This window comes from Streptomyces sp. NPDC007875 (assembly GCF_042868035.1).
Classification (GTDB): domain Bacteria; phylum Actinomycetota; class Actinomycetes; order Streptomycetales; family Streptomycetaceae; genus Streptomyces; species Streptomyces antimycoticus.
The window spans coordinates 266965-293740 of record NZ_JBIADZ010000011.1 but is presented as its reverse complement, the minus strand read 5'-3'; the positions used below and the strand labels follow the sequence as shown (position 1 = coordinate 293740).

General features: G+C 71.8%; 24 protein-coding genes and 1 pseudogene. 15 read left to right on the top strand and 10 right to left on the bottom strand.

All coding sequences use genetic code 11. The annotated features are described in order from the left end of the window. Positions 1-764: 764 nt before the first annotated feature. From rsmA to rsmI, 5 genes are all read right to left on the bottom strand, one after another. A complete protein-coding gene (gene rsmA / locus ACFYOY_RS24450; protein ID WP_351886760.1) occupies positions 765-1631 on the bottom strand; it encodes a 16S rRNA (adenine(1518)-N(6)/adenine(1519)-N(6))-dimethyltransferase RsmA in 867 nt (288 codons plus the stop codon). Between the two features lie 17 nt (positions 1632-1648). Continuing rightward, entirely contained in the window at positions 1649-2848 is a 1200-nt protein-coding gene (locus ACFYOY_RS24445; RefSeq protein ID WP_388589550.1) for a ubiquitin-like domain-containing protein, read from the bottom strand. Between the two features lie 130 nt (positions 2849-2978). Further along, complete coding sequence (locus ACFYOY_RS24440) at positions 2979-3899, bottom strand: TatD family hydrolase (RefSeq protein WP_351886754.1); 921 nt, start codon at positions 3897-3899, stop codon at positions 2979-2981. Positions 3900-4033: 134 nt separating this feature from the next. After that, complete coding sequence (locus tag ACFYOY_RS24435) at positions 4034-4528, bottom strand: hypothetical protein (RefSeq protein WP_351886751.1); 495 nt, start codon at positions 4526-4528, stop codon at positions 4034-4036. 186 nt (positions 4529-4714) lie between these two features. Then, positions 4715-5590 (bottom strand): 16S rRNA (cytidine(1402)-2'-O)-methyltransferase, encoded by an 876-nt coding sequence (gene rsmI, locus ACFYOY_RS24430; protein WP_137967114.1) that lies wholly within the window; start codon positions 5588-5590, stop codon positions 4715-4717. 118 nt (positions 5591-5708) lie between these two features. Here rsmI and ACFYOY_RS24425 point away from each other — a divergent pair, with 118 nt between their 5' ends. From ACFYOY_RS24425 to ACFYOY_RS24400, 6 genes and pseudogenes are all read left to right on the top strand, one after another. Next, a complete protein-coding gene (locus tag ACFYOY_RS24425) occupies positions 5709-7487 on the top strand; it encodes a phospholipid carrier-dependent glycosyltransferase (protein WP_351886748.1) in 1779 nt (592 codons plus the stop codon). Between the two features lie 148 nt (positions 7488-7635). Further along, entirely contained in the window at positions 7636-9279 is a 1644-nt protein-coding gene (locus ACFYOY_RS24420) for a penicillin-binding transpeptidase domain-containing protein (protein WP_351886745.1), read from the top strand. Between the two features lie 170 nt (positions 9280-9449). Next, on the top strand, positions 9450-9950 hold the full coding sequence (locus tag ACFYOY_RS24415) for a YbaK/EbsC family protein (RefSeq protein WP_351886742.1): 501 nt from the start codon (positions 9450-9452) through the stop codon (positions 9948-9950). Continuing rightward, positions 9947-10834: a DMT family transporter gene (locus tag ACFYOY_RS24410; RefSeq protein WP_351886739.1), complete on the top strand. Its 888-nt coding sequence runs from the start codon at positions 9947-9949 to the stop codon at positions 10832-10834. Before ACFYOY_RS24415 ends, ACFYOY_RS24410 begins: the two co-directional genes overlap by 4 nt. 259 nt (positions 10835-11093) lie before the next feature. Further along, positions 11094-11187, top strand: a pseudogene (locus tag ACFYOY_RS24405) (EamA family transporter); the annotation flags it as partial. 318 nt (positions 11188-11505) lie between these two features. Then, positions 11506-12753 (top strand): ice-binding family protein, encoded by a 1248-nt coding sequence (locus ACFYOY_RS24400; RefSeq protein WP_388589544.1) that lies wholly within the window; start codon positions 11506-11508, stop codon positions 12751-12753. Positions 12754-13198: 445 nt separating this feature from the next. On the opposite strand, the gene ACFYOY_RS24395 is transcribed toward ACFYOY_RS24400, so the two are convergent. Together ACFYOY_RS24395 and ACFYOY_RS24390 are read right to left on the bottom strand one after the other, a co-directional pair. Beyond that, positions 13199-13966 carry an alpha/beta fold hydrolase gene (locus ACFYOY_RS24395; RefSeq protein WP_351886733.1) on the bottom strand — a complete coding sequence of 256 codons (768 nt, stop codon included), beginning with the start codon at positions 13964-13966 and terminating at the stop codon, positions 13199-13201. Next, entirely contained in the window at positions 13966-14343 is a 378-nt protein-coding gene (locus ACFYOY_RS24390) for a DUF1330 domain-containing protein (RefSeq protein ID WP_351886730.1), read from the bottom strand. Before ACFYOY_RS24390 ends, ACFYOY_RS24395 begins: the two co-directional genes overlap by 1 nt. 74 nt (positions 14344-14417) lie before the next feature. On the opposite strand from ACFYOY_RS24390, the gene ACFYOY_RS24385 reads away from it, so the two are divergent. From ACFYOY_RS24385 to ACFYOY_RS24375, 3 genes are all read left to right on the top strand, one after another. Next, a complete protein-coding gene (locus tag ACFYOY_RS24385) occupies positions 14418-15035 on the top strand; it encodes a TetR/AcrR family transcriptional regulator (RefSeq protein WP_351886727.1) in 618 nt (205 codons plus the stop codon). 185 nt (positions 15036-15220) lie between these two features. Further along, positions 15221-15604, top strand: a complete 384-nt coding sequence (locus tag ACFYOY_RS24380; protein WP_351886724.1) for a hypothetical protein — start codon at positions 15221-15223, stop codon at positions 15602-15604. A gap of 2 nt (positions 15605-15606) precedes the next feature. Then, entirely contained in the window at positions 15607-18396 is a 2790-nt protein-coding gene (locus tag ACFYOY_RS24375) for an ABC transporter substrate-binding protein (protein WP_351886721.1), read from the top strand. On the opposite strand, the gene ACFYOY_RS24370 is transcribed toward ACFYOY_RS24375, so the two are convergent. Further along, a complete protein-coding gene (locus ACFYOY_RS24370; RefSeq protein ID WP_351886718.1) occupies positions 18369-19169 on the bottom strand; it encodes an SDR family NAD(P)-dependent oxidoreductase in 801 nt (266 codons plus the stop codon). The two genes, ACFYOY_RS24375 and ACFYOY_RS24370, sit on opposite strands and share 28 nt — an antisense overlap. A 161-nt stretch (positions 19170-19330) precedes the next feature. Between ACFYOY_RS24370 and ACFYOY_RS24365 the strand changes: the two genes are divergently transcribed. The 6 genes from ACFYOY_RS24365 (at position 19331) to ACFYOY_RS24340 (ending at position 25236) form a co-directional block, all read left to right on the top strand. Further along, the gene (locus ACFYOY_RS24365) at positions 19331-20566 is read left to right on the top strand and encodes a serine hydrolase domain-containing protein (protein WP_388589537.1); all 1236 of its coding nucleotides are present in this window, start codon (positions 19331-19333) and stop codon (positions 20564-20566) included. 346 nt (positions 20567-20912) lie between these two features. Then, positions 20913-22193, top strand: a complete 1281-nt coding sequence (locus ACFYOY_RS24360) for a hypothetical protein (protein WP_388589535.1) — start codon at positions 20913-20915, stop codon at positions 22191-22193. Further along, complete coding sequence (locus ACFYOY_RS24355; RefSeq protein WP_351886712.1) at positions 22190-23143, top strand: sigma factor-like helix-turn-helix DNA-binding protein; 954 nt, start codon at positions 22190-22192, stop codon at positions 23141-23143. The genes ACFYOY_RS24360 and ACFYOY_RS24355 overlap by 4 nt, the downstream gene beginning before the upstream one ends. Positions 23144-23325: 182 nt before the next feature. Next, positions 23326-23757: a hypothetical protein gene (locus ACFYOY_RS24350; protein ID WP_351886709.1), complete on the top strand. Its 432-nt coding sequence runs from the start codon at positions 23326-23328 to the stop codon at positions 23755-23757. Continuing rightward, on the top strand, positions 23751-24065 hold the full coding sequence (locus tag ACFYOY_RS24345; protein WP_208515972.1) for a hypothetical protein: 315 nt from the start codon (positions 23751-23753) through the stop codon (positions 24063-24065). The genes ACFYOY_RS24350 and ACFYOY_RS24345 overlap by 7 nt, the downstream gene beginning before the upstream one ends. A gap of 67 nt (positions 24066-24132) precedes the next feature. Beyond that, positions 24133-25236 carry an ATP-binding protein gene (locus tag ACFYOY_RS24340; RefSeq protein ID WP_351886705.1) on the top strand — a complete coding sequence of 368 codons (1104 nt, stop codon included), beginning with the start codon at positions 24133-24135 and terminating at the stop codon, positions 25234-25236. A gap of 6 nt (positions 25237-25242) precedes the next feature. Here the strand turns inward: ACFYOY_RS24340 and ACFYOY_RS24335 are convergent, their stop codons facing one another. Together ACFYOY_RS24335 and cbiQ are read right to left on the bottom strand one after the other, a co-directional pair. Further along, positions 25243-26013 carry an energy-coupling factor ABC transporter ATP-binding protein gene (locus tag ACFYOY_RS24335; protein ID WP_161560269.1) on the bottom strand — a complete coding sequence of 257 codons (771 nt, stop codon included), beginning with the start codon at positions 26011-26013 and terminating at the stop codon, positions 25243-25245. Next, positions 26010-26774 (bottom strand): cobalt ECF transporter T component CbiQ, encoded by a 765-nt coding sequence (gene cbiQ, locus ACFYOY_RS24330; RefSeq protein WP_351886702.1) that lies wholly within the window; start codon positions 26772-26774, stop codon positions 26010-26012. Before cbiQ ends, ACFYOY_RS24335 begins: the two co-directional genes overlap by 4 nt. Between the last annotated feature and the right edge of the window lie 2 nt (positions 26775-26776).

The following is a 26776-nucleotide window of genomic DNA, read 5'->3' as shown; positions in this document are numbered from 1 at the left end:
GCCTACGGCGGGCTCGTTTCCCACCCCACCCCTCCCCGCGGCATCGATGTGCGGCCCCGCCGCGTGGCGGGACTCCGCCCCGGACCCCGTCCCCGGGGGCTCCGCCCCCGCCCCCCCGCCGAGGCTCCGCCCCGGACCCCGCTCCTCAAACGCCGGAGGGGCTGGGTGCTGGGGCTCCGCCCCAAGGCCCCGCTCCGCATCACCGGAGAGGCCAGGTGCTGGGCACCTCCGCCCCAAGGCCGGCTCAAACGCCGGAGGGCTGAGGGTGAGGCATCTGCGCCCCCAGACCCCGTCGAGCACCGCTCAGGGGGCTTTGCCCCCGAAACGGAGCCTGGGGCGGAGCCGCGACGAGGGTGCGGAGGCAGACCCCCGGCGGGGGTTCGGGAATAGAGCCCGGCGAAGGCTCGGCGGCAAAGCCCCGGCGAAGGTACGGGAGCAGAGCCCCGGCAGGGGTGCGGGGGCAGAGCCCGCACGAGCAGGGCCTAGGGCAGAGCCCCGTCGGAGGCCGGCAGAGCTCCCCGAGCGGGGGTGCGGGCGCGGTGCCCCGGGAACGGGGGGCGGGGGCGGAGCCCCGGGAACCGGGGGGGGGCGGGGGCGGAGCCCCGGCGGGGGTGCGGGCCCGATGCCCCGGGAACGGGGGGCGGGGGCGGAGCCCCGAGCGGGGGTGCGGGCGCGATGCCCCGGGAACGGGGGGCGGGGGCTTGCCCCCGGTTCGGGAAGGGGCGGGGTGGGGAACGAGCCCGCCGCAGGCGCGGGGCGTGGGGTCAGGCCGTGGGGCCGTGTTCGGCGATTGCGGCGAAGTCCTCCACCGTCAGCGATTCGCCGCGCGCCTGCGGGGAGACCCCGGCGGCCTTCAGGGCCTCCTCCGCGGCCCCCGCAGAGCCGGCCCAGCCCGCGAGCGCCGCCCTGAGGGTCTTGCGTCGCTGGGCGAACGCCGCGTCCACGACCGCGAAGACCTCGTCCCGGGTCGCGGTGGTGCGCAGGGGCTCGTCCCGGCGTATCAGCGAGACCAGGCCGGAGTCGACGTTGGGGGCGGGCCAGAAGACGTTGCGGCCGATCGCGCCCGCGCGCTTGACGTGGGCGTACCAGGCGGCCTTCACGGAGGGGACGCCGTAGACCTTGGAGCCGGGTGGGGCGGCGAGCCGGTCGGCGACCTCGGACTGGACCATGACCAGGGTCCGCTCGATGGTCGGGAAGCGCCCGAGCATATGGAGCAGCACGGGCACGGCGACGTTGTAGGGCAGGTTGGCGACCAGGGCGGTCGGGGCGGGCCCCGGCAGTTCGGTCAGCCGCAGGGCGTCGTGGTGCACCAGCGCGAAGCGGTCGGCGCGGTGCGGCAGCCGGGCCTCGACGGTCGCGGGGAGGGCGGCGGCGAGGACGTCGTCGATCTCGACGGCGGTGACCCGGTCGGCGGCCTCCAGCAGCGCGAGGGTCAGCGAGCCGAGCCCGGGGCCGACCTCGACGACCACGTCCTCGGGGCGCACCCCGGCGGTCCGGACGATCCGGCGGACCGTGTTGGCGTCGATGACGAAGTTCTGGCCGCGCTGCTTGGTCGGGCGTACGCCGAGCCGCGCCGCGAGTGCGCGGATGTCGGCGGGGCCGAGCAGGACGTCGGGATCGGTGGAGCTCACCGGCAAAGTTTAGGGGGTCACTGCTGGAGCTTGCGGCCGCATGTCGGCCAGGGGCCGGTGCCGCGCTGCTGGTAGAGCTTCTTGGCGCGGTAGGTCTGTTCGGCCGGGGGCGCGTCCTGGGGGCGGCCGTGGCCGCCGAGGTCGTGCCAGGTGCCCTGGTCGAGCTGGTAGAGGCCGCCGTAGCGGCCGGAGCCGTCGACCGCGTCCGGGCGGCCGCCCGATTCGCAGCGCGCCATCGCCCGCCAGTTGAGCCCGTCCGCCGGGCCGCCGACCCGGGCAGGGACGGTCATGGTGCCGACCCGCACGATCCGGGCCACCGGCGGCTTGACGATCTCGCTGCGGAGCTTCCGCGGCCGCTGCCGTACGCCGTTGACGCTGCGCACCCGGTAGCTGGTGCGCAGGGTGCCCGGTTCGCCGGGCCGCTCCACGAGCTCGGTGCCCTTGGGGAGGGTGGGGTCGGCGCGGCGGACGGTGGTGAAGGGCACCGGCTCGTCGCGGACCTCCTTGCCGCCGGTGATCCGCATCACCGTCACCGTCTGGCCGTCGCGCGGGAAGCTGTCCTGGGGGACGGAGGTGGTGTCCTGGCCGCGCAGGGTGAGCCCGGCGGCGGCGAGGGCCTCGCCGACGGTGGCCGCGTTGGTGCGGATGGTGTGTTCGCGCCCGTCGGCGAGGAAGGTGACGGTGCGCTCGGTGCGGACGTGCAGGAGCAGGCCGCGGCTGGTGATGGCGGCGGAGCGGGAGGCGGAGAGATACGCACCCTCGGCACGTACGCCCAGTTGGCGCAGTGCGCCGTCAACCGTGTGGGCGGTGGTCCACACCCGGCGGCGCTCCCCGTCGAGGGTGAGGGTGACCGGGCGGCCGTAGCGGACGGCGATCTCGTCGCCGTTGGCGAGCCGCTCCCCGGGCGCGGGGGCGACGATGTCGTGCTCACCGACGTGGACGTCCTCGTCCGCCAGCAGCTCGCCCACGTCGTCGGCGTAGGTGTGCAGGGTGCGCGCGTCGCCGTCGACGCTGAGCCGTACGGCCTTGTCCTGGGCGACGAAGGCGGAGGTGCCGCCCGCCAGCGCGGCGACCACCATCGCCTGCGGCAGCAGCCGGCGCATCGGGTCGGTCCGGCCGGTGGCGCCGCGGCGGGCGGCTCGGCGGGCGGCGGCACGGCCGCCCGAGACACGGTGGCTGCCCCTACGGCTCACAAGAACACTCCGGTAACACTCCACAAGTCCACTGGTCAGGGCGTTGAGTCCGGGACTGTAGCGGAGTGGAGGTGACTCTCCAAAGCGCAATCATCACGCAGTGTGATCACTCACGTCGGATCGCCACCGCCCCTCACGAGGCGCCACCGCCCTCTCAATAGCCGAAGACGCGCGCCGTATTGGCCGCTACGGCGGTCGCCAGGGTGTCCTCCGGGACGCCCTTGACCTCGGCCATGGCCCGCAGGGTGAGCGGAATCAGATACGGAGCGTTAGGCCGTCCGCGGTAGGGGACGGGGGTCAGGAACGGCGCGTCGGTCTCGACGAGGACGAGGTCGAGCGGGGCGACGGCGAGGGCGTCACGCAGCGGCTGGGCGTTCTTGAAGGTGATGTTGCCCGCGAACGACATGTAGTAGCCGCGCTCGGCGCAGATCTTCGCCATGGCCGCGTCGCCGGAGTAGCAGTGGAAGACGACGGTGTCGGGCGCGCCCTCCTCGGCGAGCACGCGCAGCACATCGTCGTGGGCCTCGCGGTCGTGGATGACCAGCGCCTTGCCGTGCTCCTTGGCGATGGCGACATGGCGGCGGAACGAGCGCTCCTGGGCGGCCATGCCCTCCGGGCCGGTGCGGAAGTAGTCCAGGCCGGTCTCGCCCACGCCCCGCACCTGGGGCAGGGCGGCGAGGGCCGCTATCTGGTCGAGGGCCGCGTCCAGGGCGGCGTCGCCGCCTGGCTGCCGCGCCCCCTGCCGGGACCAGCCGTCGGGGTCGCCGAGGACGATGCGGGGCGCCTCGTTGGGGTGCAGGGCCACGGTGGCCCAGACGCTCTCGTGCGCCGCCGCGGTCTCGGCCGCCCACCGGGACCCGGCCAGATCGCATCCCACCTGGACGACGGTCGTCACGCCGACCGAGGCGGCCTTGGCCAGTGCCTCCTCGACCGTGCCCGGCTGCATGTCCAGGTGGGTGTGGGAATCGGCGACCGGGACCCGCAGGGGCTCCGGCGGCGGCGGGGGCGCGTCCTTTTCCTTTTGCGCGCCGCTCGCCTTGCCACTGCCGCCGGGGGTCGGTGTTGTTTTCGCCATGGTCGCGATTCTATGAATCCCGGTGAATGTGCGGTGAATCGCGTCCGGCCGCTCAGTTGACCCGCGCCCGGCTCAGGTGAACCGGCTCAGGTGAACCCGCTCAGGTGAAACAGCTCATATGAACCGGAACGTACTCAGTCGCGGTGGTGCTGAAAGGGATGCAGCAGATTCGCCAGATGCCAATGGTGCGCACGGCGTCGCGCGGGGCCCTCGTTTTCCGGCGCGTGATCCGTCCCGGTGTCCGTCCCGGCCTGCGCCCCGTCCGTCCCGTCCGGCGCGCCGGTGCCCGCCTCCGGGCCGCGGGCGGTGTGCGGCCTCCCGCGCCGCGCACTCTCCAGGACCGAGGAGACCTGACCCGAGCGCATGATCCGCACCAGATGCGCACCGCAGTTGACGCAGTCGGGGCTCGTCAGCGGGGACGGAACGCGCAGGCCGCCGGTGAAGTAGACGACGAAGGCCCGGCCCTCGCCGTCCACGTGGTGTTCGATGTCGTACGACCGCTCCCAGCCGTGCCCGCACTTCATGCAGGCGAAGGCGTACGCCTCGTGGGCCACCTCGCCGGGCCCGGCGGAGGGGGTGTGGGCGGCTATCGGATGAGCACCGCTCGAGGTTCCCGCTATATCGCTCATGGCAGCTCCTCTTGTCACACAGGACAAGTCTTCCGGGATGGGATGGCCCCAGGTCTTCCACACCCAGTGGACGCCTTTCCCGGCGCTACCGCATCGGCTCTTCCCTCTCTTTGAGCGAGATTTGGCACCGGCCTTCCCAAAACCGGCACGCAGCTGCCCGGCTACTAACCTGAGCTTTGCCTTTCGCTACGGTGCTTTACCTTCTCGTGGCGCGCTTCCCGTCGCGTTCTTCGCCGCCACCACGGCGTCGAACACCTGCCGTTTGGGCAGCCCGGCCTCCTGCGCGACCGCCGCGATGGCCTCCTTACGGCGCTCACCGGCCTCCTCGCGCACCGCGACCCGGCGGGCCAGTTCGGCGGGGCCCGCCTCCTCGGGACCGGGCGCGGGGGCGCCCTCGACCACGATGGTGATCTCGCCGCGCACGCCCTCCGCCGCCCAGGCGGCCAGCTCCGCCAGCGGACCGCGCCGCACCTCCTCGTACGTCTTGGTCAGCTCCCGGCACACCGCGGCGCGGCGGTCCGGGCCGAACACCTCGGCCATGGCCGCCAGGGTGTCGTCCAGCCGGTGCGGGGCCTCGAACCAGACCAGGGTGCGGCGTTCGTCGGCGACCTCGCGCAGCCGGGTCAGCCGCTCCCCCGCCTTGCGCGGCGGGAACCCCTCGAAGCAGAAGCGGTCCACCGGCAGCCCGGACACGGCCAGGGCGGTGAGCACCGCGGACGGGCCGGGCACGGCGGTGACGGTGATCCCGCGCTCCACGGCGGCTGCCACCAGGCGGTAGCCGGGGTCGGAGACCGACGGCATGCCCGCGTCGGTGACCAGCAGCACCCGGGCGCCCTCGGCCAGCGACTCGACCAGCTCGGGCGTGCGGGCCGACTCGTTGCCCTCGAAATAGGACACCACCCGGGCGGCCGGGCGCACGTCCAGGGCCTGGGTGAGGCGGCGCAGCCGCCGGGTGTCCTCGGCGGCGATCACGTCGGCGGCCGCGAGTTCGGCGGCCAGCCGCGGGGGCGCGTCCGCCGTGTCGCCGATGGGGGTCCCTGCCAGTACGAGCGTTCCAGTCACGCCCACCATCCTCGCAGCCGGCCGCGGCAGGCCCCGCGCGCCCGCCGCCCCGGGAACGAATCCCCGGTTCGCCGCCTTTCCCCACCACACTCACAGACCCCTTCCCTACGATGGCCCGGTGAGCAGTGACACCGCGACCCACGCCCAGCCGGGCAAAGCCACCGGCCAGCAGCAGCCGGCCTGGCAGCGCCGGCTGCGCCGCTTCGGATACGCGGGCCAGCCCCGGCCCGGCGTACGGGAGCGGCTGGTCCCGCCGTACGCGGAGCCGGGCACCCGGCTCTGGGAGGTCTTCGGCGCGACCCCCTCGGCGGCGGCCAGAATCGCCCGCTGGAGCGGATGGGGCGGGCCGCTGCTGGTCGCGCTGTGCGCCGGGCTGACCCGCTTCTGGCGGCTGGGCAGCCCGGACAACGTCATATTCGACGAGACGTACTACGCCAAGGACGCCTGGTCGATCTGGGAGTACGGCTACGAGGGCACCTGGCCGAAGGCTGCCAACGACCGGATCCTGGAGAACCCGCAGCACATCCCGCTCAGCGACGCGGCCTCGTATGTGGTGCATCCGCCGGTGGGCAAGTGGGTGATCGGCCTCGGCGAGCAGCTCTTCGGGCTGCATCCGTTCGGCTGGCGCTTCATGGTCGCGCTGCTCGGCACGGTCTCGGTGCTGATGCTGTGCCGGATCGGGCGGCGGCTGTTCCGGTCGACGTTCCTCGGCTGTCTGGCGGGCGCGCTGATGGCCGTGGACGGGCTGCACTACGTGATGAGCCGCACGGCCCTGCTCGACCTGGTCGTGATGTTCTTCGTGCTGGCCGCCTTCGGCTGCCTGCTCGTCGACCGGGACCAGGCGCGCGCCAGGCTGGCGGCGGCGCTGCCGGCCGGTGAGGACGGCACGCCGCGAACGGATCCGGCGGTCGCCCGGGGCCTGAAGCTGGGCGCGCGGCCGTGGCGGATCGCGGCCGGGGTGCTGCTGGGCCTGGCCGTCGGCACCAAGTGGAACGGACTCTATGTACTGGCGGCCTTCGGCCTGATGACCGTCCTGTGGGACGTGGGCAGCCGCCGTACGGCGGGCGCGCTCCGCCCCTACCGGGCGGTGCTGCGGCGCGATCTGGGCTGGGCGTTCGTCTCGCTGGTGCCTGTGGCGATCGTCACGTACATCGCCTCCTGGTCGGGCTGGTTCGCCTCGAGCGGCACTTTCGACCGGGGGCGCGGCTGGCATCACAGCGGCTACTTCCGCCACTGGGCCGAATCGCGGAAGCCGGACGGCGGTGGCTATGGCACCGGCGGCGCCTTCGACTGGCTGCTCAACCCGCTGCGCAGCCTGTGGCACTACGAGTCCGAGGTCTACCAGTTCCACGTCAACCTGGACTCGCCGCATGTCTACCAGTCCAATCCGTGGAGTTGGATGGTGCAGTCCCGGCCGGTCTCGTACTTCTACGAGTCCCCGCGGGCCGGCCAGGAGGGCTGCCCCACGGACGCCGCCGAGAAGTGCGCCCGTGAGGTGCTGGCGCTCGGCACCCCGCTGCTGTGGTGGACGGCCTGTTTCGCGCTGCTGTACCTGCTGTTCCGGTGGGCGCTGCGGCGCGACTGGCGGGCGGGCGCGATCCTGTGCGGGATCGCGGCGGGCTATCTGCCGTGGTTCCTCTACCAGGACCGGACGATCTTCTCCTTCTACGCCGTCGTCTTCGTGCCCTTCCTGTGTCTGGCGGTGGCGATGATGATCGGCGCGCTGCTGGGGCCGCCGGGGGCGAGCGAGACCCGCCGGGTGATCGGCGCCGTCGGCTCGGGCGCGCTCGTCCTGCTGATCATCTGGAACTTCATCTACTTCTTCCCGCTCTACACCGGCCAGACGATCCCCATGGACGCCTGGCGCGCCCGGATGTGGCTGGATACCTGGATCTGATCCCCGGCCCGCCGTCCGGATCCGGCCCCGGCCCCCCGCGCCCCCTACGGTGAGGGCGCGGGGGCTTCTCTTGGTGCCGGTAGAGTGCCGGGCACCGCGGCCTCCATCGACTGATGGAGGGAATCGAGAACACTGTGGGGGTTCTGTAATGCGGAGTGGCGCGAGAGCCGCGATCGTCGGTGCGGTGTTCGCCGCCATGGTCGGTGTTGCCGGTTGCGGCAGCGGCCAGGACGATTCATCCAGTGCGAAGGACGGTGCGAGCGCCGGCTCGGGTGACGACAAGCCGTCCCTGAAGAACGTGAAGACCGGCCCGCCCAGCGCGGCCGAGATCAAGACCACCGCCCGCGCGTTCCTGGCGGCCTGGTCGGCGGGCGAGACGGCGAAGGCCGCCGCCCTTACGGACGACACCGGCGCGGCCACCACGGCGCTGGGCGACTACCGCAAGAAGGCCCATGTGGCCAAGGTGGCGCTGGAGCCTGGGCAGGCGAGTGGTGCGAAGGTGCCGTTCTCGGTCAACGCCCAGATCTCCTCCGGCGGTCAGAGCGCCCCCTGGACGTATGAATCCTCGCTGACCGTCACGCGCGACACCAAGACCGGTAAGCCGGTCGTCGCCTGGAAGCCCTCGGTGGTGCAGCCCGACCTCGCCGAGGGCGACACCCTGAAGACCGGCGCGTCCGAGGCGCCGCCGATCAAGGCGGTGGACCGCGACGGCAAGGAGCTGACCGCCGCCGAGCACCCGACCCTCAAGAACGTCCTGGCCGCGCTGCGCGAGCGGTACGGCAAGAAGGCGGGCGGCAAGGCGGGCGTGGAGACCTGGATCGAGCGCGCCAAGGGCTCCAAGTCCCCCGACAAGACGCTGAAGGTGCTCTCCAAGGGCACCCCTGGCACGCTCCGCACGACGATCGACGCATCGCTCCAGAGCACCGCCGAGCAGCAGGTGAGCAAGCGCACCAAGGCGTCGGTGGTGGCGGTCAAGCCCAGCACCGGTGAGATCCTCGCGGTGGCCAACTCCCCCGCGAGCGGCTTCAACACCGCCCTGCAGGGCTCGTACGCACCCGGCTCGACGATGAAGATCATCACCTCGGCGACGCTGATCGACAAGGGTCTGGCGGCGTACGGCAAGGCCCACCCGTGCCCCAAGTACTTCTCGTACGGGGGCTGGAAGTTCCAGAACGACAAGAAGTTCGAGATCAAGAACGGCACCTTCGAGCAGAGCTTCGCCCGCTCCTGCAACACGGCCTTCATCAGCCAGGCGGGGAAGCTGAAGAACGACGACCTGACCAACGAGGCCCGGAACGTCTTCGGCATCGGGCTCAACTGGCAGACCGGCGTGCCCTCCTTCGATGGCGCGGTGCCGGTGCAGTCGGCGGCCTCCAAGGCCGCCTCGCTGATCGGCCAGGGCGGGGTGCGGATGAACCCGCTCAACATGGCGTCGGTCGCGGCCACGGCCTCCACCGGCACCTTCCGCCAGCCGTACCTGGTCTCGCCGTCGCTGGACGACCGAACGCTGGCCAAGGCGAGCAAGACCATGAAGTCGAGCACCCATGACCAGCTGCGCAAGCTGATGCGGCTGACGGCCACCTCGGGTACCGCCGCCGAGGCGATGGCCGGGATGAGCGGCGACTTCGGCGCCAAGACCGGTTCGGCCGAGGTGGACAACCAGGAGAAGCCCAACGGCTGGTTCAGCGCGTACCGCGACGACATCGCGGCCGCCGGTGTGGTCCCCGAGGGCGGCCACGGTGGCGACACGGCGGGCCCGATAGTGGCGGCGCTGCTGCGCGCGGGCGGCTGAGCCGGTAGGTCCCTCTGGTTCCGTTCCTTCTGGTTCCGCCGGCATGACGGCGAAGGAGCCGGGCGAGCGCTCAAGCGCCCGCCCGGCTCCTTCGCGTTCCGCCCGCCGGCCGGTGCGACCTCGGGGAAATGCCCTGGCGTGGGCGGCGGGCCCGTCGATAGCGTCGCCCCATGGTCGATCCCACACCCACCCCTGACGCCGCCGCCCACCCGCGCTTCGCCGACGCCCTGCGCGAGCTCGGCCTGGACGTCGAGGTGCGCCGCTTCCCCGACGCCACCCGCACCGCCGCCGAGGCCGCCGCGGCCATCGGCTGTGAGCTGAGCCAGATCGTCAAGTCGCTGGTCTTCGAGGCGGACGGACAGCCGGTGGTGGTGCTGATGGACGGGGCGTCACGGGTCGACGTCGAGCTCGTACGGCACGAGCTGGGCGCCGGGAGCGTCCGCCGGGCGAACGCGGCGCTGGTACGTGAGACCACCGGCTACGCCATCGGCGGGGTGCCGCCCTTCGGCCACCGCACCCGCACCCGCGTCCTCGCCGACCGCCGGCTGCTGGACCACGAGACCGTATGGGCCGCGGCGGGCAACCCCCACACCGTCTTCCCGCTCGACCCCAAGACCCTGATCGCGCACGCCGACGGCACCCTGGTGGATGTGCGCGAGCGGTCCGCGTGACCCCGCTCGTCGCGGCCGCGGTGCTCATCGCGGCCGTCACCCACGCGTCATGGAATGCGATCGCGCACGGCATCCGAGACCAGCTGCTCGCCTTCACGCTGGTGGGCGGCGGCGGGGCGCTGTGCGGGCTGGCGCTGCTGCCCTTCGCCCCGCTGCCCGCCTCGGACGCCTGGCCGTATCTGCTGGCCTCCGCGGCCATCCATGTGGTCTATCAGCTGCTGCTCATGCGCTCGTTCCACCTGGGCGACTTCGGCCAGATGTATCCCATCGCGCGTGGCACCGCCCCGCTGGTGGTGACCGTGGCCGCCGCGGTCTTCGTCGGCGAGCGGCCGGACCGCTGGCAGGCGGCGGGGATCGCACTGGCCTCGGCCGGGCTGGTGGGCGTGGCACTGTGGGGCGTCAGGGGCTCCCGACACACCGACCACGAGGACCCCGGAGGGAGCGGCGGGGCCGCACCGCAGTGGCTCGCCCTTACGGCCGCCATCGCCACCGGTCTGTCCATCGCCGCGTACACCGTCGTGGACGGTCTGGGGGTACGCGCCTCCGGCAGCGCGCCCGGCTACATCGCCTGGCTGATGATCCTGGAGGGCTTCGCCATCCCCGCCTGCGCCCTGGCCATCCGCCGCGGTGCGCTCCTTCACCAACTGCGCCCCGTCGCGGCGCGCGGGCTGCTCGGCGGACTGCTGTCGGTCTCCGCCTACGGCCTGGTCCTGTGGGCCCAGACCCAGGCCGAACTCGCCCCGATCGCGGCGCTGCGCGAGTCGTCGATCATCGTGGGCGCGGCGATCGGGGCGCTGTTCTTCAAGGAGCGGTTCGGCGGTCCGAGGATCGCGGCGGCTGGCCTGATGGTGGCGGGCATCGGGCTGATGCTGCACGCCGGTTGATCTCGATACCGGACATCTCGATACCGGACTCCTCGCCATCGGCCCGATGCCGGTCCCTGAGGTGGAGATGACAGCACTGCCGCGCGTGGCACGCATGTGTGTCCCCGACGAGGCCCGAGCGTGACGATCAGCCATCCAACGCCGCGAGGCCGGCCCAGCGACACCTAACGAGGAGCGTGTACCCACCTACAGCGCCCTGACCGGCGACCTCATTACCGGCTACAGGACTTGACGGGACATTCGCTGGCGCGGCGATCGTGCGCTCTTCTTCAAGGAGCGGTTCGGCGGTCCCAGGATCGCGGCGGCGGGCCTGATGGTGGCGGGCATTCGGCTTGATGCCGCACGCCGGTTGAGCCACCTCGGCCGACGCAAGGACCGGGCTCTCATAGCCGTTGGAATGCATGGAGCAATGCGCGACACTCCGAGCAATCAGATGAAAAACCAACCACCGCAAGAGGAAATCACTCTTTTAGGCCTTTATTAAGCTTTGATTCTTATGGTGATATTGGCGATGCTTTGGTGAAGACTGAAAGGCCACCACCCGCCTCCGGAAAACATTCACCCTGCCATTCCTCCTACCGCGGCTTGTGGCCTGACCAGCAGCCATCACGGGAGCCAAAAACCCCTGCCGGGGTGACGGGGCTCAACGCCGAAAAGAGAGGTTTTCTGCCATGGCAGTGGATGTCATCCCGTCAGCGCCACCCGATAGAAGGCGCAGGCGCAATCGGCTCAAGCGAGCTCTCGCCTTCATCCCCGGAGTGGCGTTGCTGGCGGCGACGCTCACGATGGTCTCGGGTTCCGCGCACGCCGCAGAAGCTCCGGTGGGACTGGGAACCGCCACCAATTACGCGGTCCTGGCCGGTTCAACGGTCACCAATACGGGCCCCAGCGTCATCAACGGCGATTTGGGGCTGAGCCCCGGCTCGTCGGTGACGGGCTTTCCGCCCGGAATCGTCAACGGGGCGGTGCACGTAGCCGACGCCGCTGCCGCTCAGGCGCAATCCGACCTCACCATCGCTTACAACGACGCGGCCAGCCGGGGCCCTGGGGTCGCCGTCGCAGGCGACATCGGCGGGTCGACGCTGACTCCCGGCGTCTACACGTCCACGTCGACTCTGGGAATCACGGGGACCGTCACTCTGGACGCCCAGGGCGACCCCAACGCCGTCTTCATCATCCAGGTGGGTTCAGCCCTGTCCGCGGAGGTGGGAAGCACCGTCAGGCTCATCAACGGAGCACAGGCGTGCAACGTGTTCTGGCAGGTGGGAAGCTCCGCCACAGTCAAAGTCAACTCCCTTTTCCAGGGCAACATCTTGGCGTTGACGTCCATCACGGTACAGACCGGTGCGGTCATCAACGGCCGGGCCCTGGCGCGTAATGGCGCGGTCACGCTCGACACCAACTTCATTTCGAGGGCCGCCTGCACCGTTGGCCCCCCTGGGCCTCCTGGGCCGCCTGGACCTCCCGGCACACCGGGGGCACCTGGAGCACCCGGCGCACCGGGGGCACCTGGAGCACCTGGAGCACCCGGCGCACCCGGCGCACCTGGGGCAGACGGAGCACCCGGCGCACCCGGCGCACCCGGACCCAATGGCCAACCCGGTGCTGCCGGACCCGCAGGACCCGCAGGCCAACCTGGACCCACCGGCGCTGCCGGACCCGCAGGACCCGCCGGGCCTCCCGGGCCTCCCGGGCCTCCCGGACCTCCCGGCGCTCCCGGCGCTCCCGGCGCTCCCGGCGGCCACGGCGGCAACGACGGCCACGGCGGCAACGACGAGTGCGACGACCACAGCGGACACGACGAACACGGCAAACACGACGACTACGACGACTACGACGACCACAGCGACCACGACGATCAGTGGGACGAATGCGCCGACCACAGGAGCGCGGCGTTGCGGACTATGCACACGTGCTAGCCCCGAGAAGCCCGAGCGCGTAGTTCGTCGCTGAGCCCGAGGCGACAACCACTGGCCCGGCGTGAGGCGTCCGGCATGTCCGCGACGCAGTCATGAATCAGCCCCGTCCGCGCGGGAACGCGCACGGACGGGGCTGATTCACGCGGGCTGGCCGGTGGTGGCCGACGAAGTCCGTACCACCCCCTTGCCCCGCCCCCGTCACCAGGCATCTCCCAGGACGAGGCCGAGCCTGCTACGCCTGCCCCGCTCTTGACGTCGATCACCGTGGACGCGGCGATCGGGACGCTGTTCTTCAAGGAGCGGTTCGGCGGTCCGGATCACGGCAGCGGGACAGCGCACGTCCGGTCGGCGGACACTCAGCGACTCACGCCACGAGGGGATGGACAAGGGTGCCATCCCCATCCCGGACGGCACCCTCGCCTGTGCGGCATCCACGCGTGTGTGACTACCCGTGGTCCAGCGACGCCCAGAAACGGGTGAGCACCTCCGCACCACGGCCGGGGTCGTGCGTCATCCACCAGTGGCCCAGCCCGTCGAGGACCTCCACCCGGGCACCGGCGCGGCGCGCGGCGCGGCGCCGCTGCTCGGCGGTTCCGACCGCGTGGTCCTCGGTGGCGAGCAGCACGAGCCCCGGCCGCCGCGCCGCGTTTTCCAGGTCCCGGCCGAGCTCGGCCATCACCGGTGGCATGGCGGAGGTATAGAGCGCGATCACGGCCCGGCCCATCGCCTCGTTCTGCCCCTGCGCGACCCACTCGGCCGCCGCCTCGCCCATCCCCCGCGCGACGAGCGTCGCGATCCGCTGCTCGACGGGCGCGCCGAAGCGTGCGGCCACATCGGCCTCGCCGATTCCCGGTGTCTGCCATCGCTGGGCGAGCTCATGCCAGACGTAGTCGGGTTCGAAGGCCGCGATCGTGTCGCTGGCCCAACTGCGTACGAGGTCCGGGCGGCTCATCACCGCGTTGAGGACGTGTCCGCCGCCCCAGTCGTGGCCCACCAGGTCCACGGGCTCGGCGAAGCGTGTCAGCTCCTCGATCAGCCAGTCGCGATACTCCCCGACGGTCGCCCCGAACCCGGGCGGCAGCGGCGCGCCGAACCCGGGCGGGGACAGACAGATGAGGTCGGCCGGGGCGGCACCGGCGGCCTTCAGTTCGGCGAGCAGGGCATCCCAGACGGCCGCCGTCTCGGGATTGCCGTGTACGAAGACGGCGGGCATCAGGCCATACCGCCTTGGACCGGCACGGTCGGCTGCAAGACCGATTCCACCAGCGCCTCGCTGCGGAAGTGGGACGCCGCCTGATAGTCAGGGTCACGGATCATGTCGGCGAACGCCTGCCGGCTGGGATAGCGCACCAGGAGCACCGCGTCCCACGCCTGCCCGTCTTCGGCGATCAAGGCGCGACCGCCGTCCCCCAGGTACTCCACCCGCACTCCGTACCGCGCGTTGATCTCCGGGCCCAGCGCCTCCGCATAGCGCTGGTAGCTCTCGCGACCGCCGTCCGGGCGGAACCGCAGCAGATTCAGCATCACCACGGGGCCGCCGGGGTCTTCGGCCAGCAACACATCGAGGGCGCGTTCATCCATGTCGATCATCGAAACCTCCCATCAGGATGAGTGGCACCGTATAAACTTGTTGGACGACACGCAAGTTAGTGAGGACTCTCGTCATGACGACCCCCCGCCGCACCCAGAAGCAGCGTCGCGACCAGGCCGAAGCCGCATTGCTGACGGCCGCCGCCGAGCTGGTCGTCGAGCAGGGAGTGCGCTCGCTGACGCTGGCGCGGGTGGGTGAGCGAGCCGGGTACAGCCGCGGAATCGTCACCCACCACTTCGGTTCGAAGCAGGCCCTCCTCGAGCTCCTGGCCCGCAGCACACAAGCCGGATTCGTGCCGGGCCTTGCCGATCTGCCCCCAGGACTGGACCGCCTCCTGCGGCTGATCGACGGCTACATCGGCGAACTCGGCCGGGAGGGCGCCGCCCATCGTGCGTTCCTGCTGCTGTGGGCCGAAGCGCCCACCATGCCCGAACTGGCACCGATCTTCCGCGAGCGGGACGAGGCGTTCAGGGCCGATCTGCGCGACGAGGTGACGGCCGGAATCGCCGAAGGCACCATCCGCCACGACCTCGCGCCCGAGGAGGTCGCGGTAGCGATCGTCGGACAGCTCCGAGGGATCGGACTGCAACGACTTCTCGACCCCGGCGCCGTCGACACCGAACGCCTGCGGCGGTCGGTCACCGAGCAGTGGCGCCGGGCGCTGGCCACACCACCGGCGCGGCAGCCATGAGCGGGGCGGGCTGGCATACGAGACGGCGTAGCCCAGTTCTGATGCCGCACGCGAGCTGAGGCCGTACTCCGTTGACTTCTGGCCGGGTTGGCGCCGAACTCCGCTGACCTTGCTCTTCGTTGGTCCTGCGCGGGCGCCCCTGGGTAGGACAGAATCGGAGGGACCGTCGTCACAAGGGGGGCTTGGTGCGGATCGACGTAGCGGTGAGCGGTGGGGAGGCGGAGCTGCGATCGCTCCTCGACTGGCTGAGACGGGATCCGGCCGCGCGCCGCGGCGCCCATGTGGAGCTGGTCCACGCCGAGCCGTCGCCGGGCCAGATGGGCGTGCTCACCGATGTGCTGCAGCTGGTCACCGAGAACGCCTGGAGCGCGGCCTCCTTCGCGCTCGCGCTGTCCACTTGGCGGCAGACACGTCCGCACGCCCGGCGGATCACCGTGCGCCGTGGTGACCTTACGGTCGACCTCGACGGTGGCGACGACGAGGAACTGCGGCGTCTGATCGACGCGCTGGAGCGCCCGGCCGCCCCCGAACCGGAACCGGACCGTCAGGGCAGTGGAGAAGGGCGGTAGCCGTGACCGTTCTGCCCAACCCGTCCGCCACCCGCGCGGTGCTCATCGGCACCAGCCGCTATGCCCACTTGGAGCCCATCCCGGCGGTGTCCAACAACCTGAGCGCGCTGGCCGCGGCCCTGTGCGCCCCGGGTTCCTGGGGGCTGGCACCCGAGCACTGCACGGTCATCGAGGACCCCGCCACCGCGGTCGAGGTCCTCGAGGCCGTCCGGACCGCGGCCGAGGAGGCCACGGACACCCTGCTGGTGTACTTCGCCGGACACGGTCTCGTGGAACCGCGCCGCGGCGAGCTCTTCCTGGGGCTGGCCGGGTCCATACAGCACCGCTCCTACACCGGACTGCCGTACGGCACGCTGCGCGATGTCGTGCTGGACGGGCGGGCCGGGCGCCAGGTGATGCTGCTCGACTGCTGCTTCAGCGGACGCGTGCTCGGCTTCATGGGGGCGGCGGACGCCGAGGCGGTCATCGACCAGGTGGAGATCGAGGGCACCTATCTGCTGGCCTCCGTCCCCGACACCAGCTTCGCGCTCGCCCCGCCCGGCGAGCACCATACGGCCTTCACCGGAGAGCTGCTGCGGCTGCTGCGCGAAGGGGTGCCGGGCGGGCCGGAGTTGCTGGACCTGGACACGGTCTACGCGCAGGTGTACGGGGCGCTGCGGGCCAAGGGGCGGCCGCTGCCGCAGAAGCGCGACCGCAATACGGCGGGCGGACTCGCCCTGGCCCGCAATGCCGCCTGGGCACCGCCCGGCTTCGGCCCGCCGCCCCCGCCGTACGACCACGAGCCGACGCCGCCCACGTTCATGGGCACGCCCACGCCGCCGTACGTTCCGGGACCCGCGCCCGCGGACCACGAGCCGGCCGCCTCGGCCCCCGAGCCCGTAGCGCTGCCCGGGGTGCCGCCGATGCCCACCTGGTCGCCGATGGCCCTGCCGTCGCCCGCCCCGCTCCGCGCCCCCGGCGGGGCCTCTCCGGGCCGCCGCCGGGCCGTCACCTACGGGCTGGCGGGAGCGCTCTTCGTGGCCCTGGTGGCCGCGGGCATCCCTCTGGCGATGTCCTGGATGAAGGGCTCTTCCAAGGACGACACCGGGCGCGACACCCCGAAGTCGTCCAGCACCCCGAAGCCGGGCCCCACCTCAGGGAACAACGCCGCGGCCAAGGGGGGCGTCGTCAACGCCTCGACGAAGCCGGGCGGGACGCTGAAGTTCATCAGCAAGGACGACGCGGATTCATGGGACCCTCAGCGCAGCTATTACAACTTCGTCTGGAACTTCTCCCGCTTCTACGCCCGCCAACTGGTCACCTACGCCCCCAAGCCCGGTAAGGACGGCACCGAACTGGTTCCGGATCTCGCCGAGCGGAAGGCCGCGGTGACGGACGGCGGCAAGACGTACACCTACACCCTGCGCGCCGGGATCACCTGGGAGGACGGCACCGCGATCACGTCCCAGGACATCAAATACGGCATCGAGCGGATCTGGGCGCAGGACACCATCTCCGGTGGCCCGACCTTTATCCAGCAGGCGCTCGATCCCGGCCACACCTACAAGGGGCCCTACAAGGACACGTCCAAGGACAAGCTCGGCCTGAAGGCCATCCGGACTCCGGACGACAGAACCATCGTCTTCAAACTGCCAAAGGCCAACGGCGACTTCGAGCGCATGCTGGCGACACCGTCGGCATCACCGGTGAAGAAGACGAAGGACACCAAGGACAAGTACCAGGACAGCCCGTTCTCCTCGGGGCCGTACAGATTCGACTCCTACGAGCCGGGCACATCGCTGGAACTGGTCCGTAACACCGAGTGGAAGCGGTCGTCCGACCCGATCCGCACCGCCCTTCCCAACCGGATCACGGTAAATATCAGCAGCGACGAGCAGACGAACGCGAAAGCTCTGTTCTCGGGCGACTATGACCTGGACCTGCAATCCTCCGGACTCACCGAGGCCTCCCTCGCCCAGGCCACGAGGAGTTCCGACCTCAGTGCCCGGCTGGACAGCCCGTCCAACGGGATGCTCCTGTTCGCGGCCCTCCCCCGCTCCGTCAAACCGCTGAACAACGTCCACTGCCGTAAGGCGGTCCTCTACGCGGCGGACAGGGAGAACATGCGGACCGCCGCGGGCGGTCCACAGACCGGCGATATCGCACCGCATATGCTCCCGCCCACCATCGCGGGCTCCGACTCCTCCTACGATCCGTACGAGACGCTCGACAACAAGGGCAAGCCGGACACCGACAAGGCCGAGGCCGAACTGAAAGCGTGCGGAGAGCCCAACGGATTCAGTACCACCATCGCGGTGCGCAACAATCGCCCCACTGACGTGAATGTCGCCATGTCGCTCCAGGCATCGCTGCGGAAAGTCGGCATCACCACCGAGGTCGCCCAGGTCGACGGCAGCCGTTTCAGCGAGACGATGGGCGCGCCCGAGGTGGTGAAGAAAAAGGGATACGGCATCGTCCTGTACCGATGGCTCGCCGACTTCCCGACCGGCCAGAGCTTTCTGCAGCCGCTCGCCGACAGCCGTTTCATCCTGCCCGCCGGCAATTTCAATGTCGCGGAGCTGGATGACCCCACGGTCGACGACCTCTTCGACACGGCGATCGCCGAACAGGATCCGGTGAAGGCCGGGAGCGACTACGCACAGATCAATCGGAGGATCTCCGACTCCGCCGCGTATCTGCCCATTCTGTTCCAGAAGAGCGTGATCTGGCGCGGCTCCCGGCTGACCAACGTCTATACGAGCGAGCCCTGGGAGGGCCGTTACGACTATGTCTCGCTGGGCGTCTCCGAGTGACCGAAGGCCCTGCGCACCGCCACGTTCGTGGTCATGATGCCGCCGTCCACGGGGAGGGTGGTCCCGGTGATCCAGGCGGCGTCGGAGGAGGCGAGGAAGGTGATGGCGGCGGCGATGTCGGCGGGCTCGCCGACCCGGCCGAGGGGATAGACCTCGGCGGCGCGGCGCAGGGTGTCCTCCTGGCCGTCCCAGCCGGGGGTGCGGATCGTACCGGGGGCCACGAGGTTGACGCGGACGCCCCGCCGGGCGGCGTGGGCGGCCAGAGTGCGGGTGAGGCTGCCCAGGCCCGCCTTGGCGGCGCTGTAGGCGTGGTTGCCGAAGTCCTGGAGGCCGTTGACCGAGCCGACGTTGACGATCGCGCCCCGGCCGTCCGCGGCGGCCAGATGCGGCAGCGCGGCGCGGGAGCAGCGGAAGGCACCGCCGAGTGTGACATCGATGTCCTGCTGCCACTCGTCGTCGAGCTGGTCCTCGAACAGCGGCGTGTCGACGTGGCATGAGTGGGCGCTGTTGACCAGGACGTCCAGCCTTCCGAAGCTCCTTACGGCGTGCGTCACGGCTGCCTCGGCGTCCTCCCGCCGGGCCACATCGCAGCCCAGCGACTCGGCCTCGCCACCGTCGGCCCGTATGGACGCGGCGGCCTTCGCGGCCCGTTCGCCGTCCAGGTCGGTGATCAGCACCCGGGCGCCCTCGTCGGCGAAGCGGCGGGCGGTGACCTCCCCGATCCCGCGTCCCGCGCCGGTGAGCATGACCGCGTAGCCCTCGAATCTCCGCACCGTGTGCCCCTTCTCGTCGGCTCTCGGACCGCCGCCGCCCCACGGTGGCGCGTCCGCCGGTGATCCTGCCCGGCCCCGGCATGATCCTCACCCATGGGACGTTGCACCATAAGGAGAAACACAGCACACACGCGCGGGTCGGCATGGCGGGAGTCGGATCAGTGGTGGACGTCCAGGGCACGGTGGCCGACGGTTTCGAACCGGTCCGAGACGCCTTCGCGGCGAACTTCACCCGGCACGGCGAGCGCGGCGCGGCCATGGTGCTCTACCGGGAGGGCGAGAAGGTCGTCGACCTGTGGGGCGGCACGAAGGCCCCCGACAACGACGGCGAGAACAGCCCCGAGGCTTCCGGCGGCGGCCGGGAGCCCTGGACCCAGGACACCGCCCAGGTCGTCCGGTCGGTCACCAAGGGCGTTGCCGCCGCCGTGCCGCTGCTGCTGCATCAGCGCGGCCAGCTCGACCTGGACGGCCGGGTCAGCACCTACTGGCCCGAGTTCAAGGCGGCCGGCAAGGAGCGGGCGCTGGTGCGGCATCTGCTCGCGCACCGCACCGGCGTGCCCGTGCTCGACACCCCGCTGACCCCCGCCGAGGCCGTCGACGGCATATCCGGGCCGCGGGCCGTCGCCGCCCAGCGCCCCGTATGGGAACCCGGCACGGCCCACGGCTACCACGCCCAGACGTACAGCTGGCTGCTGGGCGAGCTGGTGCGCAGGGTCACCGGGCGGACCATCGGACGCTGGATCGCCGAGGAGATCGCCCGCCCGCTGGGGCTCGACCTGTGGCTCGGGCTGCCCGAGGAGCAGCGGGGCCGGGTCGGCCGGATCGCGGCGGTGGAGGCCCTCGCCGCGCCCGCCGCCCACGGGCCGCGGCTGCGTCCCAAGCGGTCGGTCGCCGAGGCGTATCGGGACCCCGAGTCGCTGACCCGGCGGGCGTTCGCCGCGATCACCCCGGTGCCGGACGAGAACGACCCCGCCTATCTCGCCGCCGAGCTGCCCGCCTCGGGCGGGGTGGCCACCGCCGAGGCGCTGGCCCGCTTCTACGCGGCGCTGATCGGCCCGCTGCCCTCGGCCCGTACGGCCCGCTCGGGGGGCAGGCTGTTCGCCCCGGCGACGCTCACGATGGCCCGTACGGAGGAGTCCGCGGGGCCGGACCGGGTCCTGGTCGTCGGCACCCGATACGGCCTCGGCTACATGCTGCACGGCCCGGCCTGCCCGCTGCTGGGGCCGGGCTCCTTCGGCCACCCGGGGCGCGGCGGCTCGCTCGCCTTCGCCGACCCGGAGGCGCGCATCGGCTTTGCCTACGTCACCAACGGTATGCGGCGCGGTGTCACCGCGGATCCGCGTGCGCAGGCACTGGTGCGCGCGGTGCGGACCAGCCTGGCGGCGCGGGAGGCGTAACCGCCCGAGGCGCCGCAGGTGCGGCGGGACGGCGCGGAAGACGTGGCGCCACGAGCCCCCGGTATGCCTCCGAGCGCCCTCCCGTACCCGCGCACGCGGCTCCGCCAGGGCCAAGGGTCCCTATTGCGGCGTCCCCCGGCCCCTCCACACTGATGGCAGGGAAATCGGGGGGCACGTGGCTCGGTTACGGGGGCGGCTGCGGCCGCGTTTATGGGCGTGGTTGTCGCCGCGCGAGGAACGACACCAGGGGCGCGGGCGGGCACCGCGCCCCGCCGATGGACATCACCCGGCCGCCGAACCACCGGCCGACCGGCACCGGCTGGCCCGCCGGGACATGGAATGGCAGATGCTGCGCATCCTGCTGATCTTCCGGCTGATGCACGGCATCCAGCTCGCGGTGACGGTGCCCGGGATCGCCGGCCATCTGGCGCACCGCGGCAGGGCGTTGCTGCTGCTGATCGCGGTGGTGACCGAATCCCTGTGGTTCGTCGGGCACATCACCCGTAACCACCGGCGGGTGATCGCGCACGACACCGAGCGCGGCGAGGGCGCGGGCGGTCGGCCCGATCCGCAGGACACACCGCAGGTCACGCCCCAAACCACGCCGCCGACCACGTACGACGGTCTGACGGCCGGTGTGGAGCTGTGCTCGGCCGTGGCGTTCCTGTGGGCCTGTGCGCTGGTCCTGGGCCCGCACCGGTCGCAGGACATGGCCCCGCTGCTGGTGCTGACCACCGAGCAGATCTCCGCCGCCGGCATCGGCTCGGCGCTCGGCCAGCCGCGGCGCGTGCTGATCGTCGCCACCTGCGCGATCGCCGCCTCCTACGCCGCGGTCATCGCCCTGGGCGACGGCGGCCCGCAAGCGCTGGCCCACTCCGATGTGCTCATCGGGCTCACCGGCTACGGGGCGCTGGCGTATCTCATCCGCCGCGGCGCCAAGTTCCTGCTGCAACTCGCCGCCGACCTGGGCGATATGAGCCTTCAGCTGCACGAGCAGGAACAGCGGAAGCTGCTGGCCATCGAGCTCCACAACCACCTCGGCCACACCCTCAACGCCTTCCAGCGGATCGACGCCTCGGACCCCGAGCAGATCGACTCGCTGCGCAAATCGGCGGTGGTGGCGCGGGAGCGGCTGGCCACCTTCATCGGCACCGGGCGGTTCAGCGAGTCGGTGCCACTGATCGGCATGGTCCACCGGCAGGTCGCCCTGGCGACCAACGACACCCTCACCGTGGAGCCCATCGTGACCGAGCGCGTGGTCGGCGCCGCGGCCCGGGTGCTGCCGTCCCAGGTGGAGCTGCTGGAGGCCGCGCTGCGCGCCGCACTGATCAATGTGCCGCGCAGCGCCGGGGTGCATGACGCGGTGCTGCATGTGGACCTCGTCGAGGACGCCGACGGCTCCGGGCTGGTGGAGCTGGTGGTCACCGACGAGGGCGTGGGCTTCCCGCCCGAGGTGCTGGCGCGCGGCGTCGGCGCCATGCGCTCGCTGGCGCTCCACGACCGGTTGCTGCGCGAGCGGGGCGGGGCGCTGCGGGTTCGGTCGGTCGCCGGGTTCACCCAGGTGACGCTCACCCTGCCGATCCAACGAGAGAGCACGACCGAGCCGAGTCAAGGGGGCGTCGGATGAGAGACGAGTCGGCCGAGCAAGGACCCGAGCAGCCGCTGCAGGTGGCGGTGGTCGAGGACCATGAGATGACCAGACGGGGCCTGGTGGCGGCGCTGAACGCCGATCCGCGGCTGACGGTGGTCAGCGAGGTGGACTCCGTGGAGCAGCTCGAGGTGAGCGGTGCGGAGTACGACGTGTGCGTGGCCGACATGATGGGCGTCGGCACCGCCGAGCAGTTCGCCGATCTGGTGCGGCGCTCGGATGTGGTGGTGTGCACGGCGGCGGAGCAGTGGCGCCAGCGGGTGGCCCCCTGGGTGTGCGGGGCGAAGGCGGTCTTCGGCAAGACGGTCGGCGCGGCGGTCCTGGCCAACGCCGTATGGGACGCCCGCCACCATCCGCACTGGCTCAAACCGCATCTGGCCTCCGCCCTGGAGACGGCGGTGCGCGAATGCGGCCTCAGCGTGCCACCGTACTTCGCCGATCTGCTGGGGCGCACGGCCCGCGGCGGCCGGGTGGCCTGGATCCTGGAGGAGCTGGAGGTCAGCGAGAAGCGCTACGGGGAGGATCTGCGGGACTTCCGGAGGCGGTGCGCGCGGGCCGGGCTCGGCCAGCTGACCCTGCTGGACGCGCTCTATATGGCCTCGTCGGCGCAGCAGGCGCCCGCCCATGAGCCCGTGGTGTTCTCCTCTTGGGCGGCGGGGCTGAGCGAGGGCCAGATCCGGGCGCTGGAGTGGTACGCGGACGGCTACTCGTACGAGGAGACGGCCGTCCAGCTCGATGTGAAGGTCTCGACGGTCCGTACGCAGATCGACCGGGCCATGACCGCCTGCGGGATCATCTCCAAACCGGCCGACGTCCGCATGATGTTCGCGATGTATGTGTGCTCCCGGCACACCAAACCGGATCTGCTGCTGCGCCGGCTGACCGCCCTGGGGGCGCATCCGCCGCGCCGGGGCGGGGCCGAGCGCTGATGTCCGCGTGGACCGCGTGGACCGCGCTGATGTCGGTTTCTGTCGTCGCGGGCGCCGACAGCGCCCTCCCGGATTTCCCACCGCATCGGGGGACGCGAAGCGACAGGTGTGGTGGGGAGTATGGTCATCGGGCCCTCGCGGGGGAACCGGGGGCCCGCCCTTTCGAAGGACGGGGGACAAGCATGCCCGACCAGCGCGCCTTGGGTGATACGGGAGCCGACGGCCGTTGCCTCGGCACCTTCGACGTGACGCTCCGCGAGGTGAGCGCCCCGCTGGAGTCCGGCGGCCGGAGCCGCGCGGCCGGAAGCGGGCGGAGCACCCGGCGCGTACCACTGCGGGCCCAGCTCACCTACCGCGATGTGGTCGCCTTCCTGGTCCGCAACCGCGCGCGGGCACCGGAAGCGGCAGCGGGGGCCGTGCTGCGGCAGCGCGAAGGGCCGGTGTTCCTCGTGCAGACCTTCTTCCTGGACCAGGAGGGCGTACCGCTGCGCGACACCGGGACGCCGCCCGCCCCGGTGTGGGTCTGCCGGGCCCGGCGCCTGGACGGCGAGCTGCGCGCGGCCTTCGGCGACAAGGACCTCATCATCTTCGGGGAGGAGACGCCGTCATGCTGAGCCTTTTGGGCATGGTCCTGCTCGCGCTCGGCGGGATCGGCGCGGTCGCGGTGGTCCATGTCGGGTGCGTGACCATCGAGTTCCTGGCGGACTGGTTCCGGTCCCAGGGCGAGCGGCTGCACTCCGATCCCGATTTGCGGGCGGTCACCGTCGCCGAGTCCATCCGCGACGGCGAGGTCAGCTATATCCAGGGGCTGTTCGACACCTCGCGGGAGCAGTTCGTCGAGGGCCGCCGGATCGAGGCGAAGCAGGCGGAGAAACGGGTGCGCAGCGCCCACGCACACCACCGGGTGGCGGTCTGGGGCTGAGGGTCCGGGGGGGGCGGGGTTCGGGGTTCGGTCCGGGGATCGGTCCGGGGATCGAGGGGGAGATCCAGTGAGGAACCTGGCAAGGGCTTCGCGTATCGCGTTCGCCGTCACCGGTATTCCGGGCGGCGCCGACGATGTGGAGGCGGCGCTGCTGCGGACCCGGCTGATCGAGGCCGCGAAGGAGTTCAGCGGCCGCAACGGACCGCGGCCGCTCACCCTTACGGTCACCAACCAACCGCCGGGCAGGGAGGGGGAATCGGGGTCGGGGTCGGGGTCAGGAGCTGGATCGGGGGCCGAGGCGCGATCGGGGGCCGGGCCGGAGTCGGACGAGCCGTCGATCGCGGAGCGGGCGCGGCAGTTCACCGCGACGCCGCCGCTGTACACCTTCGACCGCCTGGTACTCCCGGAGCGGACGCTGGACCAGCTGCTGCGCGCCGTGCACACCGTGGAGCAGCGCCGGGTGCTCTTCGACGACTGGGGGCTGCGCGAGATACAGCCGCATCCCGGCTCGGCGGTGAACCTGGAGGGCGCGCCCGGCACGGGGAAGACGCTGGCCGCCCACGCCCTCGCCGACCGGCTGGGCCGTCCGCTGATCGCGGCCCGCGCTTCGCAGTTGGAGAGCAAATACCACGGGGAGGGCCCGAAGAACCTGGCGGCGCTCTTCCGCGCCGCGCGTGAACAGGGCGCGGTGCTCTTCCTGGACGAGGCGGACGCGCTCATGTCCGCGCGGTTCGAGACCATCAGCCAGGGCGCGGAGCATGCGGTGAACGCCATGCGCAGCGAGATGCTCACCGCCCTGGACCACCACGAGGGGCTGGTCGTCCTGGCCACCAACCTGGTGGCCTGCTACGACACGGCCTTCGACAGCCGGGTGTGGCATGTGCGCTTCCCGGCGCCGGACGAGGCGGCGCGCGCCGGGATCTGGCGGCACCATCTGCCCGACGCGCTGCCCCTCGCCGAGGACGTCTCGCCGGAGGGGCTGGCCCGGGTCGACGAGGTGACCGGGCGCGACATCCGCCGCGCGGTGATCGACGCGGCGGCGGAGGTGCTGCGCACGGGGCGGCCGCGGGTGCGGCAGGCGGATCTGCTGGCGGCGGTGGAGCGGATCAAGGCCGGGCGGCCGTACCGTACGGAGCCGATGCCGATGGCGGCCTCCGGGGGGCCCGGGTGACCGGCGTCACCTCACCGGCACCGTCACCGAGCGCGGGTCGAAGCCGAAGGGGAGCTCCAGTCGGTGCTCGCGCATCAGCTCCTCGTCGCACAGCAGCTCCTGCGTCCCGCCGTCCGCCGCGATCACCCCGCCGCTGAGCACCACCGAGCGCGGGCACAGCTCCAGCGCGTACGGCAGATCGTGGGTGACCATCAGCACGGTCACCTCCAGGGACCGCAGGATGTCGGCGAGTTCGCGGCGCGAGGCCGGGTCGAGGTTGGACGAGGGCTCGTCCAGGACCAGGATCTCCGGCTCCATGGCCAGCACGGTCGCCACGGCCACCCGCCGGCGCTGTCCGAAGGAGAGGTGGTGGGGCGGCCGGTCGGCGAACTCCGCCATCCCGACCCGCTCCAGGGCGCGGCGCACCCGCTCCTCCAGCTCCGGGCCGCGCAGCCCGGCCGCGGCCGGGCCGAAGGCCACGTCCTCGCGCACGGTCGGCATGAAGAGCTGGTCGTCCGGGTCCTGGAAGACGATGCCCACCCGGCGGCGGATCTCGGCCAGATGCGCCTTCGCCACGGGCAGCCCCGCGACCGTGACCGTCCCGGCGCCCGCCGTAAGGATGCCGTTGAGGTGCAGCACGAGCGTGGTCTTGCCCGCGCCGTTGGGGCCGAGCAGTGCGACGCGCTCGCCGCGGGCCACGGTCAGATCGACGCCGAAGAGGGCCTGATGGCCGTCGGGGTACGCATAGGCCAGACCGGCCACCTGGAGGGACGGCGGGGTGGTGGCGGGGTCGGTCATGGGAGCATCCATCCGGTCAGGCAGACCGCCAGCGCGGTCAGCGGGAGGGCGGCGGCGTGCATCCACTGGGCGCGGGACGCCGTCACATCGTCGATCACCGGCATGGTGCCCGTATAGCCCCGGCTGACCATCGCCAGGTGGACCCGTTCGCCCCGTTCGTACGAGCGGATGAACAGCGCCCCGGCCGACGAGGCGAGCACCCCCCAGTGACGCACCCCGCGCGCCTCGAAACCGCGTGACTGGCGGGCGATCCGCATCCGGCGCATCTCATCGGAGATGACGTCCCCGTAGCGGATCATGAACGAGGCGATCTGCACCAGCAGCGAGGGCATCCGCAGCCGCTGCAGCCCCAGCAGCAGGGCGCGCAGCTCGGTCGTGGAGGCCAGGAGGACGGAGGCGGCGACGCCGAGGGTGCCCTTGGCGAGGATGTTCCAGGCACTCCACAGCCCGGACTCGCTGAGCGACATCCCCAGCACCTCCACCCGCGGGCCCTCCGCGATGAACGGCATCAGCACGGCGAAGGCCACGAACGGGATCTCGATCAGCAGCCGCCGCAGCAGATACCCGGCCGGTATCCGGGCCGCCGCCGCCACCCCGGCCAGCAGCAGTGCGTACGCCCCGAAGGCCCAGACGGCCTCGCGGGGCGTGGAGACGACGACCAGGACGAAGCAGAAGACAGCTGCGATCTTGCAGTGCGGGGGGAGGGCGTGGACGGCCGACCGGCCCTCCCGGTAGAGCTTGTGCGCGTATCCCGCGCCCATCG